The 17976-nt window shown below is 59.0% G+C and carries 20 protein-coding genes and 1 tRNA gene; 7 read left to right on the forward strand and 14 right to left on the reverse strand.

All coding sequences use genetic code 11. The features are described from left to right. Positions 1-32: 32 nt before the first annotated feature. Complete coding sequence (locus tag JNB91_RS10625) at positions 33-554, reverse strand: A24 family peptidase (RefSeq protein WP_220325484.1); 522 nt, start codon at positions 552-554, stop codon at positions 33-35. Between the two features lie 97 nt (positions 555-651). Then, positions 652-840 (reverse strand): Flp family type IVb pilin, encoded by a 189-nt coding sequence (locus tag JNB91_RS10630; RefSeq protein WP_220325485.1) that lies wholly within the window; start codon positions 838-840, stop codon positions 652-654. Between the two features lie 396 nt (positions 841-1236). Here JNB91_RS10630 and JNB91_RS10635 point away from each other — a divergent pair, with 396 nt between their 5' ends. The 7 genes from JNB91_RS10635 to JNB91_RS10665 all read left to right on the forward strand — a co-directional run bounded on the left by JNB91_RS10635 (position 1237) and on the right by JNB91_RS10665 (position 6665). Continuing rightward, entirely contained in the window at positions 1237-1644 is a 408-nt protein-coding gene (locus JNB91_RS10635; protein ID WP_220325486.1) for a pilus assembly protein N-terminal domain-containing protein, read from the forward strand. A gap of 122 nt (positions 1645-1766) precedes the next feature. Next, complete coding sequence (locus JNB91_RS10640; RefSeq protein WP_223218145.1) at positions 1767-2363, forward strand: TadE/TadG family type IV pilus assembly protein; 597 nt, start codon at positions 1767-1769, stop codon at positions 2361-2363. Next, complete coding sequence (locus JNB91_RS10645) at positions 2360-2953, forward strand: TadE/TadG family type IV pilus assembly protein (protein ID WP_223218136.1); 594 nt, start codon at positions 2360-2362, stop codon at positions 2951-2953. The genes JNB91_RS10640 and JNB91_RS10645 overlap by 4 nt, the downstream gene beginning before the upstream one ends. A 134-nt stretch (positions 2954-3087) precedes the next feature. After that, a complete protein-coding gene (locus tag JNB91_RS10650) occupies positions 3088-4308 on the forward strand; it encodes a phosphopentomutase (protein ID WP_220325487.1) in 1221 nt (406 codons plus the stop codon). Further along, complete coding sequence (locus tag JNB91_RS10655; protein WP_220325488.1) at positions 4305-5285, forward strand: adenosine deaminase; 981 nt, start codon at positions 4305-4307, stop codon at positions 5283-5285. Before JNB91_RS10650 ends, JNB91_RS10655 begins: the two co-directional genes overlap by 4 nt. 100 nt (positions 5286-5385) lie before the next feature. Continuing rightward, positions 5386-6015 carry a uracil phosphoribosyltransferase gene (gene upp, locus JNB91_RS10660; RefSeq protein ID WP_220325489.1) on the forward strand — a complete coding sequence of 210 codons (630 nt, stop codon included), beginning with the start codon at positions 5386-5388 and terminating at the stop codon, positions 6013-6015. A gap of 116 nt (positions 6016-6131) precedes the next feature. Beyond that, positions 6132-6665, forward strand: coding sequence for a TIGR02281 family clan AA aspartic protease (locus JNB91_RS10665; protein ID WP_220325490.1), 534 nt, complete (start codon positions 6132-6134; stop codon positions 6663-6665). Positions 6666-6674: 9 nt separating this feature from the next. Here the strand turns inward: JNB91_RS10665 and deoA are convergent, their stop codons facing one another. From deoA to JNB91_RS10725, 12 genes are all read right to left on the reverse strand, one after another. Continuing rightward, positions 6675-7985 (reverse strand): thymidine phosphorylase, encoded by a 1311-nt coding sequence (gene deoA, locus JNB91_RS10670; protein ID WP_220325491.1) that lies wholly within the window; start codon positions 7983-7985, stop codon positions 6675-6677. Between the two features lie 9 nt (positions 7986-7994). Beyond that, positions 7995-8765 carry a deoxyribose-phosphate aldolase gene (gene deoC, locus JNB91_RS10675; protein WP_220325492.1) on the reverse strand — a complete coding sequence of 257 codons (771 nt, stop codon included), beginning with the start codon at positions 8763-8765 and terminating at the stop codon, positions 7995-7997. 106 nt (positions 8766-8871) lie between these two features. Continuing rightward, a complete protein-coding gene (locus JNB91_RS10680; protein ID WP_220325493.1) occupies positions 8872-9669 on the reverse strand; it encodes a purine-nucleoside phosphorylase in 798 nt (265 codons plus the stop codon). Further along, complete coding sequence (locus JNB91_RS10685) at positions 9666-10058, reverse strand: cytidine deaminase (RefSeq protein WP_220325494.1); 393 nt, start codon at positions 10056-10058, stop codon at positions 9666-9668. Before JNB91_RS10685 ends, JNB91_RS10680 begins: the two co-directional genes overlap by 4 nt. A gap of 3 nt (positions 10059-10061) precedes the next feature. After that, the gene (locus tag JNB91_RS10690) at positions 10062-11033 is read right to left on the reverse strand and encodes an ABC transporter permease (protein ID WP_220325495.1); all 972 of its coding nucleotides are present in this window, start codon (positions 11031-11033) and stop codon (positions 10062-10064) included. A 3-nt stretch (positions 11034-11036) separates the two neighbouring features. Further along, entirely contained in the window at positions 11037-12140 is a 1104-nt protein-coding gene (locus JNB91_RS10695; RefSeq protein ID WP_220325496.1) for an ABC transporter permease, read from the reverse strand. A 79-nt stretch (positions 12141-12219) separates the two neighbouring features. Beyond that, positions 12220-13746 (reverse strand): ABC transporter ATP-binding protein, encoded by a 1527-nt coding sequence (locus tag JNB91_RS10700; RefSeq protein WP_220325497.1) that lies wholly within the window; start codon positions 13744-13746, stop codon positions 12220-12222. A 75-nt stretch (positions 13747-13821) separates the two neighbouring features. Continuing rightward, complete coding sequence (locus JNB91_RS10705; protein ID WP_220325498.1) at positions 13822-14814, reverse strand: BMP family lipoprotein; 993 nt, start codon at positions 14812-14814, stop codon at positions 13822-13824. A gap of 231 nt (positions 14815-15045) precedes the next feature. Continuing rightward, complete coding sequence (gene msrA / locus JNB91_RS10710; RefSeq protein ID WP_220325667.1) at positions 15046-15705, reverse strand: peptide-methionine (S)-S-oxide reductase MsrA; 660 nt, start codon at positions 15703-15705, stop codon at positions 15046-15048. A gap of 76 nt (positions 15706-15781) precedes the next feature. Then, the gene (locus tag JNB91_RS10715; RefSeq protein WP_220325499.1) at positions 15782-16108 is read right to left on the reverse strand and encodes a hypothetical protein; all 327 of its coding nucleotides are present in this window, start codon (positions 16106-16108) and stop codon (positions 15782-15784) included. Between the two features lie 133 nt (positions 16109-16241). Then, positions 16242-16316 (reverse strand) — tRNA-Thr (locus tag JNB91_RS10720). Positions 16317-16526: 210 nt separating this feature from the next. Then, positions 16527-17879: an MFS transporter gene (locus tag JNB91_RS10725; protein ID WP_220325500.1), complete on the reverse strand. Its 1353-nt coding sequence runs from the start codon at positions 17877-17879 to the stop codon at positions 16527-16529. Positions 17880-17976: the final 97 nt, after the last annotated feature.

Raw genomic sequence — 17976 nt, forward strand, 5'->3', positions numbered from 1 at the left:
TTAACGCAAGGTTGCGATAGTGATCAGCAGCTTCAGAACGCCTTGAGCGCCAGTATTGCGACGGGCGATGCTCCGAAGGCGATCAAGCCCCCCAGCGCGATGGCGATGCCATAAGGGATCTTTTTGGTGCCGACAACCGAGACGGGAAGCGGGATGCCGATCGACATCACAAGGTCAGCACGGGCACGCAAAAGCAGAAAGAGCAGCGTCACCCCGCCGCCTGCATAGGCAACCAGAACGAGGAAGGTGACAAGCGACTGGTCAAATCCGAACCAGAGGCTGGCCGCGGTCAAGAGCTTGGCGTCGCCGCCACCCATGACATTGGCGGCGAAGAGCGCAAAGCATACGGCAAAAACGACGAGGGCCGCTCCGAGGCTCATGCCCAGATCAGCCCATGGCAAACCGACAAGCGGAGCCAGGACGAAAAACGCGGCAACCAGAGCGAGCGATAGCCGGTTTGATATTTTCATCGTCAGAAAGTCGCTCATCGCCGCAGCGGCAAGAGCGGCGGGAAAGGCTGCAAGCACAGATATGGCGACAATGTCATTCAGCATTGAGCTTTTTCCGATATCGCTGAAAAAGGTTTAAGCCGCCCGACACCGGACGGCTTCAACCGTTGTCATAAGTGCTACCCGAATGCAGCTACTAGGTTCAGCAAGAAGTCGTGCCGGCACCGCATCTCAGCTTGGTCGAAATGTTGGCGAACTGGCTGTTCAGCGAATTGCCGAGCGTCGAAGCGCCAGCAATGATAGCAACAGAGATAAGGGCGGCGATCAGGCCATATTCGATGGCAGTTGCGCCGGATTCATCTTCACGGAAACGAGCGAAAATCTTGGACATGTGACTCTCCTACTCCACACAATTGTTGTTCAGCACTTGACCGACAACTTGTTTTTCCGTTGCTCGGTTGATGTGGAAATTACAGGCGGACGATTGCCAACCACTTAAAGAGGAGCGTTACCGGATTATTAAACGGGGCAGTTACGAGCACTGTGGTAAATAGATCCTGACGGAAATGCAGTGTTTTTTCCAGTATCGGCAACATGCCGACACCGGCTTTCTAAGTACATATAATTCAGTGAGTTAATTGTTTTCCGGACGCCTGTTGCAACCGCTTTGCCGGTGGTTGACGAAGGTCAATATGAGACAAGTGGAGCTTTCGCGGCCGCTTAAGGCTTCATTCACCAATCAGCGTCATCTTCTGTTCACATCGAAATCCGCCTGAGGACCATTAAAATGGCGCTGCGTCTCGTACTAGCCGCCTTCACGCTTGCTTCCAGCCTTATTGCCGGCGGCGCATATGCTGCCGATAACGGGCAAGATATCCTGCGCGTCTTCATGAATCAGGCGCGCGTGCTGAAGCTTGACCGGCCGGTTGCCAAGGTCATCGTCGGCAATTCGGAAGTGGCGGATGCGACGGTTGCGGATTCAACGACGATCGTCCTGACCGGACGCAGCTTCGGTACCACCAATCTCGTGCTTCTCGACCAGGACGGCAATGCGATTGCCGACGAGCGTGTTCTGGTTTCCATCGATGAGGGAAATACCGTGCGGGTGTTCAAGCAGACGGAACGCACCGTGCTTTCCTGCACGCCGAACTGCGAACAGCACGCCGAATTCGACACAACCAGCAAGACGCCCTGACACCCAAGAATGCACCAATTTGCATCAGTCGGGAAACGGATTTTCAATAATCGTTGATTATGGTCCGTAATCACTTCCGCCGCGCAAGTGGACAGGAAGAGATGCATCAGGATCATTCGCCAATGGCCGGCTCGACTGCGCCGAAGTCAAAAAAATCCGGCTTGAAAAAGCTATTCCGCTCGAAAGACGGGGCGGCGGCGATCGAATTCGCTCTTCTCGCCATCCCTTATTTCCTGATCGTTTTCGCCATCATCGAGACATTCGTCGCCTATACGGCCGAGCAGCTGGTAGCCAATGGCGTCGATACGATGGGCCGTAAGCTGCGGACCGGCAACATTACAGTGACCAGTTCGGCTGCAACCACTTACATGAACCAAACCCAGTTCCGTCGTGCCTTCTGTGCTGAAATCTCGATCCTGATCCAGTGCAGCGAAGCGGAGATCGCGACCCCCAACAAACTCTGGCTGGACGCAAAACCCTATACCAACTTCTCCGACATGCCGACGACGATCCCGATGGCAAACGGGGACCTGAATACGACGGGCCTCAGTTTTGCACCGGGCGGCTCAGGCACCAGGAACATGCTGCGCGCCTATTACAAATGGGACGTGACGACCGACCTGCTTCGTCCCTATATTGCCAATGTCGGTCCGACAGGCGGCTCCAAATATTTCCTAATCGTGGAAACCTCAGCCTTCAAGAACGAGGATTATCCATGATGCAGGCGAGATTGCGAGAAATTCTCTCAAGCCTGCCGCTGACTGACCAGATGCGGCGCTTCACCAAAGATGTCCGGGGGATAGGCGGCGTGGAATTCGCGCTCATCGCACCGCTTCTGCTTTTCCTCTACATCACGTCTTTCGAATTGACGATCGGGCTTAGCGTATCGAAACGCGTGACCCGAACGGCCAGCACGGTCGCGGACCTGGTGACACAACAGTCAAAGGTAACCACAAGCGACCTGCAGCAGATGACCAGCGTCGCCAACGCGATCTTCACGCCCTACAAGCCTCAAAACCTGAAGGTGAAGATTACCGGCGTAACGCTCGACGCCTCCAGCAACCCGACCGTCGCCTGGTCCTGGGCGCAGGATGGGATGCGGCCCTATTCCAACGGCTCTTCGGTCAATGTACCAACCGACATGCGTGCTCCCAGCACGTTTCTGGTTCGGGCTGAGGTTTCCGTCACGCATCAACTTCTGATGTTCATGCCGGGGCTGATGCCGAGCAACCTGCAGACAATTACGCTGAACCGCGAATTCTACTATCGCCAGCGTGTAGGGACGAGCATCACCTGCGACGGGTGCTGAGGCTTCAAGTCCACGACGCCAGCCCTCTCTCCAACTGACCGAGGTCTTTGCCAACCGCATCCACGAACTATATGTTCGTCGATTCAGTCCGGTCACGAGGCCGGACAAAATGGCAATCAAATCACTGGTGACAGATGGCGCGGGCCTTTCTCTTTGTACTGGATTCCTTCGGCGTTGGTGGCGCGCGTGACGCAGCTGATTATGGCGATCTGGGATCCAACACACTTGGCCATATCGCTGAATTCTGCGCTGCAGGCGCCGCCGACCGGGCAGGCCTGCGGCAAGGACCGCTGAAACTTCCCAACATGACGTCGCTCGGGCTGATGGATATCGCCAAGATGGCGAGCGGTAATTACCCGGCGGGGATGCCGCTGCCCGAACGGCTGTTCGGGCTGTATGGCGCGGCGAGCGAACAATCGAACGGCAAGGATACGCCCTCGGGGCATTGGGAGATTGCCGGCACGCCCGTCATGTTCAACTGGGGCTATTTCCCGACTGAAGGCGATGCGTTTTCGCCGGAACTGGTGGAGGCGATCTGCCAGGATGGCGAAATCCCCGGTATTCTCGGCAACTGCCACGCTTCGGGAACGGAAATCATCGAAAGGCTTGGCGAGGAGCATATCAGAAGCGGAAAACCGATCTGCTACACGTCGAGCGACAGCGTCTTCCAGATCGCCGCACATGAGACGCATTTCGGGCTGGAGCGGCTGATCAAGCTTTGCCAGGTGGTGCGCGGCCTGCTCGATCCGCTCAATATAGGCCGCGTGATCGCGCGCCCCTTTACCGGCGAGACGGCGGAGACTTTCGAACGGACCGGCAACCGGCGCGATTTCTCCGTGCTGCCGCCGGAGCCGACATTGCTCGACCGGCTGGTGGAGGCCGGCCGCAGCGTTCACGCCGTTGGCAAGGTGGGCGATATCTTTGCGCATCAGGGCGTTTCGCGCGTGATCAAGGCAAACGGCAATGCGGCGCTGACTTCCGCGACGCTTGCCGCCATGGACGAGGCCGCGGATGGCGATCTGGTCTTCACCAATTTCGTCGATTTCGACATGATCTATGGTCATCGGCGCGATGTGCCGGGTTATGCCGCAGCGCTCGAAGCCTTCGACCTGAGCCTGCCGGATTTTCACCGCAGGCTGAAACCGGGTGATCTGGTAATTCTGACCGCCGACCATGGCTGCGATCCGACTTGGCGCGGCACCGACCATACCCGCGAGCGCGTGCCGATCATGGCCTTCGGCCCCGGCATCCGCACCCGCTCGATCGGGGTTCGGTCGTCCTATGCCGATATCGGCGAAACGATCGCGGCGCATCTTAGCATTCCCGCCGGGCGGCATGGATGGAGTTTCCTGTGACGCAGCATCTTCTGAAGGCCGAAATCCATTGCCATATCGAAGGTGCCGCGCCGCCGAGCGTGACGGAAAAGCAGGCACGCAAATATGGCGTAGACACCAGCGCATTCCTGCGGGACGGCGCGTATCAATGGCGCGATTTTTCTGAATTCCTGATCGCCTATGACGCGGTTGCTGCTCTTTTCAGAACGGAAGAGGACTATGCGCTTCTGACCGAGACCTATCTGTCAGAACTCGCCGCAATCAACACGATCTATAGCGAGATCATCGTTTCGCCGGACCATGGCGACCGGATCGGGCTTGGCGCGGATGCCTATCTCGCCGGTATCTGCGACGGAATTCTTGCCGCGAAAGAGAAGACCGGCATAGAGGCGCGGATCATCGTCACGGGCGAGCGGCATTTCGGGCCTGATCGGGTCATTTCGGCAGCCGAATATGCGGCGCGAGCGAAAAATCCTCTGGTTACCGGTTTCAACATGGCCGGCGAAGAGCGGATGGGGCGGGTGGCCGATTATGCCCGCGCCTTCGACATCGCCCGCGATGCGGGACTGGGGCTCACCATCCATGCAGGAGAAGTGTGCGGGCCATTCAGCGTTATCGATGCACTGGATCTGGTAAAGCCAGCCCGTATCGGCCACGGTGTCAGGGCTGTCGAAGACGAAGCGCTGGTGGCACGGCTGGCGGAACTCGGCACCGTGCTCGAAGTCTGCCCCGGTTCGAATATCGCGCTTGGCGTGTTTGCCGATTTCGACAGCCACCCCCTGAAACGGCTGAAGGACGCTGGAGTGAGGGTCTGCATCAATTCCGACGATCCGCCCTTCTTCGACACGTCGCTTGCCCGCGAATACGAGATCGCCGCGCAGGTGACGGGGATGAGAGATGCGGAGATCAACCAGATGACCCGCACGGCGCTTGAGGCGGCATTCGTGGACGACGGCACGAAAGCGGGATTGCTGCAGCGTTTCGACGCGCAAACTTGAGGTTCAGGCTGGGGATGGTGCGGAGAGCATGATCTCGCCCCTTGCAGAACAGGACGTTTTTCGAAAAAGAAGAGACAAGCAACGAAAAGGATAAAAGGTCATGGACGGCGTCACAGTCATCAATCATCCGCTGGTGCAGCACAAGCTGACGATCATGCGCAAAAAGGAGACGTCGACCGCCGGTTTCCGCAGGCTGCTGCGGGAAATCTCGATGCTGCTCTGCTATGAAGTGACCCGCGATCTCGACCTCACCATGGAGACGATCGAAACGCCGATCACCGAAATGCAGTCGCCGATCGTGGAAGGCAAGAAGCTGGTCTTCGTTTCAATCCTGCGCGCCGGCAACGGTCTTCTGGAAGGCATGCTGGAGCTGGTACCTTCGGCCCGCGTTTCCCACATCGGTCTTTACCGCGACCACGATACGCTGCAGCCGGTGGAATATTACTTCAAGGCTCCCGATGGCCTCGACGAGCGCCTGCTGATCGTCGTCGATCCGATGCTGGCGACCGGCAATTCGGCAATCGCCGCGATCCAGAAGCTCAAGGAGCGCGGTGCGACGAATATCCGCTTCCTCTGCCTGCTGGCGGCACCGGAAGGCATCAAGAATTTCCAGGAAGCGCATCCTGACGTGAAGATCTATACGGCGTCGATCGACAGCCACCTGAACGAGAAGGGCTATATCGTGCCGGGTCTCGGCGATGCCGGCGACCGCATGTACGGTACGAAATAAGGTTTTCAGGGTTTCCTAACCAATGATGAAGAAGGCGGCCGATCCGAAAGGGTCAGGCCGCTTTTTCGTAACCATTGCGGCCTAGCATGTTTTGCCTGAATGTAAGGGATCGACCCATGCTTATTCGCACCGCCATGTTCGCAGCCGTCGCCATCGTCGTGGCGACGCAGATCCCTGCCCTGCTCGAACACACAGGCCCGGCACAGCAGGAGCCGGTGGTACAGGCTCCCTCTCAAGCTCCGCAGACTGTGGCAACTCCGCAGGCCCCATCGCTTACGCCGGGGACGATGGTTCTCAACGCCGATGGGCGCGGCCACTTCATCGGCACGTTCCGGCTGAACGGCAAATCCGTTACCGGCCTGGTGGATACCGGCGCTTCGGTGGTGGCGATCAATGAACGCACGGCCCGGACGCTGGGTTATGGTGCCAACAGCCTCGACTTCCGCTACCCGATGCAGACGGCGAACGGGCAGACGTTAGCCGCGCATGTCGTGCTCGACCGCGTGGAGATCGGTAATGTGCGAGTACGTGACGTCGATGCCATGGTGCTGCGCGACGAAGCGCTGAGCACCACTTTGGTCGGCATGAGTTTTCTGACCAAGCTGAAATCCTACCAGGTCAAGGGTGGCAGCCTGACGCTTGCCAATTGAGGCCGGCGATCAACCGATCCGCTCGATGATGATCGGCGACGGTTCCGGTCCGCTTTCCGAGATCGTGTAGCTTGCGAGAAAAGCCTCGCCTGCGCGTTTCGCCTGTTCGCGGGATGATGCGTGAACGCGTGCGATCGGTTGCCCTTTTTCGACAGCAGACCCCAGCGGCAGGATGTGATCGAAGCCGACGCTGTGGTCGATCGTGTCGGTTGTCTTGCGGCGGCCGCCGCCCATATCCACCACGGCAAGCCCGAGGGCGCGACCATCACAGGCGGCAAGATAACCGGTGGCCGGGGCAAGCACGTCCAGAATGACGGGTGCTTTCGGCAGAAAAGCTTCCGGATGCTCGCAGAGATCGGCAGGACCGCCGAGCGCATGAACCATGTGGGCAAAAATTTCCATCGCCCGGCCGGAGGAGAGAGCCGAGCGCGCCATGTCCCTGCCCTCTTCCACAGTTGATGCGAGGGACGACTGCACCAGCATCTCGGCGACTTCAGCCATGACGATCGTCTCAAGTCGTGTCCCTGCCTTGCGGCCGGCGAGAAAATCCACGCAGTTCATCACTTCCAGCGCATTGCCCATAGCATCGGCCAGCGGTTGGTTCATATCGGTGATGAGTGCAACGGTTGGCACGCCCGCGCCGTTTGCCACATCGACCAGCGAGCGGGCCAGAATCCGGGCCTCGCCGATATCCTGCATGAAGGCGCCCGAGCCGACCTTCACATCCATCAGTAGCGTCTGCAGGCCGGCGGCAAGCTTTTTCGACAGGATCGAGGCGGTGATCAGCGGCACGGATTCGACCGTCGCGGTGACATCGCGGATAGCGTAGAGCCGGCGGTCGGCGGGTGCCAGATCCGATGTCTGGCCGACGATCGCACAGCCGACTTGCTGCACGACCTTGTAAAAACGCGCCTGATCCGGCGCGATGTCATAGCCGGGAATGGATTGCAGCTTGTCGAGCGTGCCGCCGGTATGGCCGAGGCCGCGGCCGGAAATCATCGGCACGGCGAGGCCGCAAGCCGCCGCGATGGGGGCGAGCATCAGCGAGACGTTATCTCCGACGCCGCCAGTCGAATGCTTGTCGGCGATCGGGCGATCGACATTGTCCCATTTCAAGACAGAACCGCTGTCGCGCATGGCAAGCGTCAGGTCTATCGTTTCATTTCTGGACATGCCCCGAAAGAAGACAGCCATGGCGAAGGCCGCTGCCTGCGTTTCCGACACCGCTCCATCCGTGACGCCAGCGACGAAGGCCGCGATCTCTTCTCTCGAAAGATCGTGACCGTCTCGCTTATGGCGGATGATTTCCTGCGGCAGCATGCCGGTCGGTCAATAGCCGGCAGCGGCGCGCGGCGCGGTGCTGCCGCTCAAAACCGCCAGAATATCATCGAGCAGGCTCGAAGCGCCGAAACGGAAGGTGGAAGGCATGACCCAGTTCTGACCCATGATGCTTTCGGCAAGACGCAGGTAAAGATCGGCATCGGCAACCGTGGAAATGCCGCCCGCAGGCTTGAAGCCGACTTTTGCCTTCGATTCGCGAATGGCGCGAAGCATAATGTCGGTCGCTTCCAGCGTGGCATTGACCTGCACCTTGCCGGTGGAGGTCTTGATGAAATCGGCACCGGCGGCGATCGCCAGTTCTGAAGCGCGACTGACGAGCGCCTTATCCTTCAGCTCACCCGTTTCCAGAATGACCTTCAGCGTGGATTGCGGGCAGGCGGCGCGGACGGCCTCGACCATCGTCGTAACAGCCGCCTCATCACCGGCGATCAAGGCCTTGTAGGGAATGACGAGATCGATCTCGTCGGCACCGTCTTCGATGGCTTTCTTCGTTTCCGCGACCACTTCGGACACGGCGAGATCACCGGAGGGGAAATTGACGACAGTCGCGATCCTGACCGGATGGCCGGACCCGAGAATGCTGCGGGCATGGGCGATGAAGCGCGGCCAGATGCAGATTGCGGCGCTGTTGCCGTAAGGCGTCTGCGCGCGAAGGCACAGGTTTTCGATCGCGGCATTGTCGCAATCTTCACGCAGGTTCGTCAGGTCGAGAAGAGACAGGGCAAATGCCGCAGCCTCGCGCGGGCTCTGCAGTTCCATGGTGTCCTCCGCTTTGGATTAGAGTGCAAGTTTTAGCGTTGAACCGATTTGATTCAACCCGCATAGGTCGCGAAATGTGGCATCTCGCCGCTATGGCCTTGATAAGTCAGGTGCTGTGGCTGAGCATTTCTCGCAGGACCGAGGCCAGACGAGCGCCGCCGACGGGCGCCATGTCCTTGGTTTCCTCGTGGCTGAGTTCAGCACCGGTCATGCCCGCCCCGTAATTGGTGACGACCGAGGCGGCCGCAACCTTGAGGCCGAAGTAACGGGCGAGGATGACTTCCGGCACGGTCGACATGCCGACGGCATCGGCACCCAGCGTGCGCGCCATGCGGATTTCCGCCGGCGTCTCAAAACTCGGGCCGGAAAACCACATGTAGACGCCTTGATAAAGCGTCACGCCGGCGCGGATCGCCGCGTTGCGCATCTTTACCGCCAGATCGGCATCATAGGCGCTGGTCATGCCGACGAAGCGCTGATCGCCATGTTCGCCGATCAGCGGGTTCATGCCGGAATAGTTGATGTGATCGGTGATCTGCATGACCGAGCCTGGCGGCATGTCCTCCCGCACGGAGCCGGCCGAATTGGTGAGGATCAGCGACTGGACGCCGAGGCCTTTAAGCACCTGGATCGGAAAGCGCATGGCCTTGGCATCGCCATGCTCGTAATAATGCGCGCGGCCGGACAGCATGATGACCGGCTGGCTGCCGAGATAACCGGCTACAAGTTCACCCGCGTGGCCGGTGACGCCGCTCACCGGAAAGCCTTCGAGTTCGCGATAGGAAATTCGGACCTGATCGGTAACGCCCTCGACCAGCGAACCGAGACCGGAGCCAAGTACGATCGCCACACGCGGCACGAGGCCATCCAGCCGCTCGACCAGCAGATCGGTTACCGTCGTCATCCGATGACATCCGTTTCGAAAGCGTAGGGAAGCAGTTCGGCCATGGTGACGGTCTTTGCCACACCTGCCTCGTCGCAGAGATAGATACGCGTATCAGCCGAAGCGAATTCCGAGATCTTCTGGCGGCAGCCGCCGCAGGGGGTGCAGAGCGGCAGTTTTTCGGCGATCACCGCCAGTTCAACGATCTTCTTTCCGCCGCCCATGACCATGGCGCCGATCGCAGTCGGTTCGGCGCACCAGCCCTGCGGGAAGGACAGGTTCTCGATATTGGCGCCGAGATAGACTTTTCCGTCATCGGCCTTGAGAGCAACCCCGACCGGGAATTTCGAATAGGGCGCGTAAGCCTTAGTCATCGCCTCGCGGGCGGCTTCGAACAGTTCGTGAGACATATCTCAACGCTCCTTTGTATAGGCGACGCCGCCGGCCTTGGGCGGACGGGCAACGCCGATGAAGCCTGCCAGCAGGACGCAGGTGAGGATGTAGGGCAGCGCCTGGAAGATCTGCACCGGAACCTCGCCGATCATCGGCAGCGACTTGCCCTGCATGAAATTGGCAAACGCATCGAGGAAACCGAACAGCAGGCAGGCGAACATGACCGGCACCGGCTTCCACTTGGCGAAGATCAGAGCGGCGAGCGCGATATAACCCTTACCGGCCGACATGTTGTTGATGAAGGCGGCGGACTGGGCGATCGCCAGATAGGTGCCGGCAAAGCCTGCAAGGAAGCCGGTGACAATCAGTGCCCGGTAGCGCAGCCAGACGACCGATACGCCTGCCGTATCGACCGCACCCGGATTTTCGCCCACCGCGCGAAGCCGCAGGCCGAAACGGGTGCGATAGAGGACCCACCAGGAGAGCGGCACCATGAGGAAGGCGATGTAGGTGAGGATGTTGTTGCCGGAAATTACATTGGCATAAAGTGGACCGATGATCGGCACATCGCGCATCATGTCGGCACCCGGCAGGATGATGCCGGAGAAGCGACCTTCCGGCGGCACCTGCCCCGTGCGGCCGCCCTGGTTGAACCAGGCGGTGCCGAGCACGATGGTGAGACCCGCCGCAATGAAGTTCAGCGCCACGCCGGAAACGATCTGGTTGCCGCGATTGGTGATCGAGGCAAAACCGTGCAGCATGGAAAAGATGATCGCGATCAGGATGCCTGCACCAAGCCCCGCCCAGGCATTGCCGGTCCAGTAGGCAGCGCAGGCGGCGGCAAAGGCGGATGCCAGCATCTTGCCTTCAAGGCCGATATCGAAAATGCCGGCCCGTTCGGAGAACAGGCCTGCCAATGCGGTGAAGAGCAGCGGGATGGAGAGGCGGATCGCCGATCCCATAATGCTGACGAACGTATCGAAATATTCCATGGCTTATTTCCCCGTCGCCGTCTGGTAGAGCCGCACCATGGCCGGGCGCAGCATATATTCCAGCGCACCGGCAAAGAAGATGACGAGACCCTGGATGACCACGATCATGTCGCGGGTGATATTCGGCATTTCGAAGGAGAGATCCGCACCGCCCTGATAGAGGATGCCGAACAGCAGCGCCGCAAAGATGATGCCGACCGGATGGCTTCGTCCCATCAGCGAAACGGCGATGCCGACAAAGCCAGCGCCTGCGACGAATTCCACCTGAAGACGGGCCGAGGCCCCCATGACCGCGTTGAGCGACATCATACCGGCCAAGCCGCCGGAGATGAGCATGGCGATGATGACGGTGCGCACGTATGGAATGCCTGCATAAATGGCAGCCGTCGGGCTGACGCCCAGCGTGCGCATTTCATAACCGAGCTTGGTGCGCCAGATCAGCAGCCAGACGAGGTAACACATCACGAGCGCGATGATGAAGGAGACGTTGAACGGCGCCGGACCAAGCTTCATGCCGAACAGCGCCATCAGCCAGTCGAGCTTGGGCAATTGTCCGCCGGCCAGAAAAGTGCGGGTTTCCGGCGCCATCTTGCCCGGCACGATGAAAACATTGACCAGAAGATAGACCATCAGCGCCGCGCCGATGAAATTGAACATGATGGTGGTGATGACGATGTGGCTACCGCGCTTGGCCTGCAGCCAGGCGGGGATGAAGGCCCAGGCGGCACCGAAGAGCGCTGCACCGATGACCGCAAACGGCATGGTCACATACCACGGTACGTAATGATCCAGCGAGAGGGCAACGAGCGCCGCCCCCAGACCACCGACATAGGCCTGACCTTCGGAGCCGATGTTGAACAGTCCGGCATGGAAGGCGACAGCAACAGACAGGCCGGTGAAGATGAAGCTTGTGGCATAAAACAGGGTGAAGCCGATCGCATCACCGCGACCGAGCGCCCCCTGAATGAGAAAATTCAGCGCCTCGAACGGGTTTTCGCCGATCGCCCAGACGACGAGGCCGGAGAAAAAGAAGGCGAGGATGAGGTTCAACAGCGGAATGACGCCGTAATTGATCCAGGCGGGCAATGGAACGGAAGCCGTGCTCATGCGCCCCTCCCCTTTTGCCCGGTTTCGACCCGTGCCTCGTTCATCCCATACTCCGAAATTCTAGTAAAAACAGAGACCGTCACGCTGCGATCCCCGCCATCATCAGGCCAAGTGTCTGCTCATCCGCATCCGCCGATTTTTCGCCGACGACCTTGCCGGCAAACATGACGAGGATGCGGTCCGACAGGGAACGGATCTCGTCGAGTTCGACCGAGACCAGAAGCACCGCCTTGCCGGCATCGCGCATCTCGATGATGCGACGGTGAATGAACTCGATCGCGCCGATATCGACGCCGCGGGTCGGCTGGCCGATCAAAAGCATTTTCGGATCGCGCTCGATCTCGCGGGCAACGACGATCTTCTGCTGGTTGCCGCCGGAGAAATTGGCGGTCTTCAGCCGCGGGTTCGGCGGGCGGATATCGTATTTTTCGATCTGCTCCTCGGCTTGTCTTCGAATTGCGTCGAGATCCAGCATCGCGCCGTGGCCGTAGCGCGGGTCGTGGTGGTAACCGAGGATGGAGTTTTCGTATTCCTCGAATTTCAGCACCAGCCCCATGTGGTGGCGGTCTTCGGGAATATGCGCGAGGCCGAGCTGGCGCAGAAGAGCGGGGTCGGCTGCCTCCACCGGCTTGCCGTCAATCAGGATTTCTCCCGAGACCGGCTTGCGGATGCCGGCAAGCGCTTCGAGCAGTTCCGACTGACCGTTACCGGCAACACCGGCAATGCCGACGATTTCTCCAGCGCGGACATCGAAGGAGACGTCATCGACCATGGTGACGCCGCGGCCGTCCTTCACCGTCAGGTTCTTCACCGACAGAAGCACCGGGCCGGGATTGGCGTCGCCCTTTTCGACACGCAGCAGCACGCGGCGACCGACCATCAGTTCGGCGAGTTCGGCAACCGTCGTCTCGGCAGTCTTGCGGGTGGCGACCATCTCGCCGCGGCGCATGACCGAGACCGTGTCGGTAATCGCCATGATCTCGCGCAGCTTGTGGGTGATGAGAATGATCGTCTTGCCCTGATCGCGCAGGACCTGGAGGATACGGAAGAGGTGATCGGCTTCAGCAGGCGTCAGAACACCCGTCGGCTCGTCGAGAATGAGGATTTCGGCACCGCGATAAAGCGCTTTCAGGATTTCGACACGCTGCTGGCTGCCGACCGGCAGCTCCTCGATCACCGCATCCGGATCGACTTCCAGGCCGTAATCCTTTTCCAGCCGCTTCAGCTCCTTGCGCGCGCCTGCCACACCCTTGGCAAGCAACTGCCCGCCTTCGGCGCCGAGCATGACGTTTTCCAGCACGGTGAAATTCTCGACCAGCATGAAATGCTGGTGAACCATGCCGATGCCCGCCGCAATCGCAGCCTGGCTGTCACGGATCGTGACCGGCTTGCCCTGAATACGGATCTCGCCCTCGTCGGCATGGTAGAAACCATAAAGGATCGACATCAGCGTCGACTTTCCGGCGCCGTTTTCGCCGATGATGCCGTGGATGGATCCCTTGCCGACGGAAAGGTTGATGTTCTTGTTCGCATGGACTGCGCCGAATTTCTTGTCGATGCCGACAAGCTCGATCGCGGGCTCATTCGCTGAAGACTGAAGGCTCAATGGTCCGACCTTGCTCTTGATATGCAAAAAGGGCGCATGGCGGCAGTTCCACCATGCGCCCCTTCGATCCTTGACTTACATCGGGCAGGAATTGTCCGTCATGTAGTCATGCACCTTGACGGTGCCGGCAATGATATCGGCCTTCGCCTTGTCGAGCGCGGCCTGCATTTCCGGCGTGATCAGAGCCTTGTTGTTGTCGTCGATCGCAGCGACAACACCTTCATCCTTGATGCCGTTCGACTGGACGCCTGCGGTGAACTTGTCTTCAGCGGCGTCCTTATAGGCATTGTAGACGGCCAGATCGACGCGCTTGACCATCGAGGTCAGAACCGAACCCGGGTGAACGTGGTTCTGGTTACTGTCGACGCCGATCGAGAGCTTCTTGTTGTCTGCTGCGGTCTGCAGCACACCGAGGCCCGATGCACCGGCTGCCGCGTAAATCACGTCGGCACCCTGATCGATCTGGTTCTTGGTGAGTTCGCCGGCGCGAACCGGGTCGTTCCAGGCAGCACCGGTGGTGCCGACCATGTTCTGGAAGACCTGCATATCGGCCTTCACGGACTTGGCGCCCTGAACGTAACCACAGCCGAACTTGCGGATCAGCGGGATATCCATGCCGCCGACGAAGCCGACCTTGCCGGTCTTGGAGGCCATGCCGGCGAGAAGGCCGACGAGGTAGGAACCTTCGGCTTCGTTATAAACGACGGAGCGGACGTTCGGCAGATCAACGACAGAATCGACGATGACGAATTTGGTATCCGGGAATTCGCCGGCAACCTTTTCCATGGCCGAAGTCCAGGCAAAGGATACGGCGATGACCGGGTTGTAACCACGGCTTGCGAAGTTGCGGATCGCCTGCTCGCCCTGCGTATCGCTGGTCGGCTCGAAGTCACGGTAATCGGTGCCGGTTTCCTTCTTGTACATTTCGGCGCCTGCATAGGCAGCCTCGTTGAAGGATTTATCGAATTTGCCACCAGTGCCATAGACCAGCGCCGGCTTGATCTCGGCGGCCAGCGCTGTCGTCGACATCGCAGCCACGGCGAGAAGGCTCAAAAGGGTTTTCTTCATGGTGCAGCCTTGCTTTTTTAATGTTAGGTCCTCCCGCGGGTCCGGCCAGCGAACGCCTTGCGGTTACCGCCCCCTCTTAGAAGGCTTGGCTATACCTACTCTTGCATGTGCGCCAGAAAAATTCACCAGATTTTTTTCATCCGGTAAAAACGCCTATCCCTTTGGCAGCCTGCATGAATTTGCCGCGGACCTGCACAAATCCGCGGCGTTCAAGATCACTTTATCACAGCCTCAAGCCGCCTGACCGACCGGGCAGGACACACCGGTGCCCTTGAGACCGCAATACCCGGCCGGATTCTTGGCAAGATACTGCTGATGATAGTCTTCGGCATAATAGAATGTCGGCACGGGCGCGAGTTCCGTGGTGATCGGCGTATCACGTCCAGCCTTTTTGAGCGCATCCTGGAAAACATCCAGCGCCTCGCGCGCCTGTTCGGCCTGGCTTTCGCTCGTCGTGTAGATCGCGGAGCGATAGGTCGTCCCGATATCATTGCCCTGCCGCATGCCCTGGGTCGGATCATGTTCCTCGAAGAACAGCTTGAGCAACTGGCGATAGGAGACGATCTTCGGATCGAAGACGACCTTGACGATTTCGGCGTGACCGGTGAGCCCGGTTGTCGTTTCATGATAGGTCGGGTTGGGCGTGATACCGCCTGCATAACCGACCGCAGTCACGTAAACGCCCGGCACTTTCCAGAACAGGCGCTCGGCACCCCAGAAGCAGCCCATACCGAAATAAGCCACTTCCAGACCATGCGGATAAGGGCTCTTGAGGGCGTGGCCATTGACGAAATGGATCTCGGATGTCGGGATCTCTTGCGGCCGTCCTGGCAGAGCGGTCTGCTCAGAGGGCATTACAGTCTTCTTGCTGAAGATCTCGTTCAGGAACATTTCTGCCTCCATCTTTGGCGACATTGTTTATCTGTTTTTCCCTGGACTGAATGCCTCCCAGGCACCGCTTGCCGGTTCAGGCTGAAAAGCGCCCTGCGAAAGACGTTCTCTTGTAGCCCATCATCCAGAAAAGCAGTGCAAGGACCAGGAACATGACACCGGCAGGCTGCGCCAGAACCGGCGCCACATAGGGTCGCCATATATCTGCGCTCATATAGTCATCGGCCGACAGTTCTGCCAGTGTCAGACTTTCCGGATCGAGATTAAGCCAGGCATTGCCGAGACTGGTCAGCACCACATCGGATGACGAGACGGACTGGATCGCATCGATCGTGCCGACGAGGACGGCTGCAGCGAGCGCTGCAAAACTCAGAAAATGGAAAAACGCCCGGAGGAGCCTCATCGCGCAGATCTCTTTCCCTCAAGCACCGGCGTTGTGCGCCAAACGATAGCGCCATCGTCTGCCTATGGCAACGGCGGCCATGTTTTCCGGCGCAATATCCGTGCTTTAAGTATTTGTGATATCGGGAGGAAAATGGTGCTGCTAGAGAGATTTGAACTCTCGGCCTCTCCCTTACCAAGGGAGTGCTCTACCCCTGAGCTATAGCAGCATCTGAGCGGCGCGGTTGATCCCGCGTCGTTGGTGAGCGGCCTATTGCCATAGGTTCATGATGAGCGCAAGCGCCAAATCAACTATTTTCTACAGAACGATGACAGCGTTCGGGGTGAAACGCCTTTGGCACAGCGGTTACCGTCGCTGGAAATTATTACGACAGCGACGATGCGGCGGGACAGAGATCCGCCCCGCCGCCGCATTTTCGTTATCGACGCGCCGGAACGTCTACGACATCCATCTTACGGCTGAGAATAAGCGCCAATATCGTGCAGATCGCGCCCGAGATCAGGTAGCCACCGATAAAGATGATACCGAAATTGCTGGCGAGGCCCAGCGCCACAAGCGGCGCGAAACCCGCACCGATCAACCAGGCAAGGTCGGAGGTCAGGGCAGACCCCGTGTAACGGTAACCTGCACTGAAGCGCGACGAGACCGAACCGGAGGCTTGACCGAAGGACAGGCCCAGGATCGCGAAGCCCAGGATAATGAACGCCGCCTGTCCCACGCCTCCGGCATCAAGCAGGAATGGCGCCGTGAAGCTGAAGATGGCGATGATGAAGGCGCCGATCAGAAGCTGCTGCCTGCGTCCGAACCGATCTGCAAGGAAGCCGGACAAGACGATTGTCGCGAAACCACAGAGCGCACCCAGAACCTGGACGAACAGGAAGGTGCCTGCCGATTGACCACCATACAAGGTCACCCAGCTCAGCGGAAAAATGGTGACCAGATGGAACATTGCAAAACTCGCCAAGGGCGCAAAAGCGCCGAGAACGACGTCAAAGCCATGGAGGCGCAGCATTTCCGCGATCGGCTTCGCCTCAAGCTCATGGTTTTCGAGCGCAGCGCCGAATTCATGCGATGCGACGATGCGCAACCGTGCAAACAGGGCCACCACATTAATCGCGAAGGCGACAAAGAACGGGAAACGCCAACCCCAATCAAGGAAATCGGCATCGGAAAGATTGACTATGAAATAACCGAACAGGAGGCTGGCAAGCGCAAAACCGACCGGCGCACCCAGTTGCGGGATCATCGCATAAAAACCCTTGCGGTTTTGCGGTGCCGTCATCGCCAGGAGCGAGGCCAGCCCATCCCATGCACCTCCAAGCGCAAAACCCTGGCCGAGACGGAACAGGGCCAGAAGCGCAACCGACCACATGCCGATCGATTCGTAACCCGGCAGGAAGGCAATTGACGCCGTCGATCCGCCAAGAATGAGAAGGGCCGTCGTCAGCTTGGTACCTCGACCAAAGGTACGATCGATCCACATGAACACGAATGACCCGACGGGCCTTGCAAGAAAGGCGAGCGAGAAGATGGCGAATGAATAAAGCGTAGCCGTGACCGGGTCGGGCGCGAACGGAAAGACCAGACGGGGGAAAACGAGCACGCAGCCCAGACCGAACACGAAAAAGTCAAAAAATTCGGATGTGCGGCCAATCACGACACCGATGGCGATGTTACCTGCCGAAATCGGCTTGTCATCGTGGATATGCCTTGCATCCCTTTCAAGCGCCGATGACGACGGACCCGTCGCCGGAATTGTTGCCTCTGCCATGACTAACGTCCTCCTTCGCGTCATTGCAACAATGAGTATGTTGGCCGAACTTGCTGTCAATCAAGATTTTGACTGAGAATTTGTGAATATACGAAAA

This window comes from Aliirhizobium wenxiniae (genome assembly GCF_019511445.1).
In the GTDB taxonomy this organism is placed as follows: Bacteria; Pseudomonadota; Alphaproteobacteria; order Rhizobiales; family Rhizobiaceae; genus Neorhizobium; species Neorhizobium wenxiniae_A.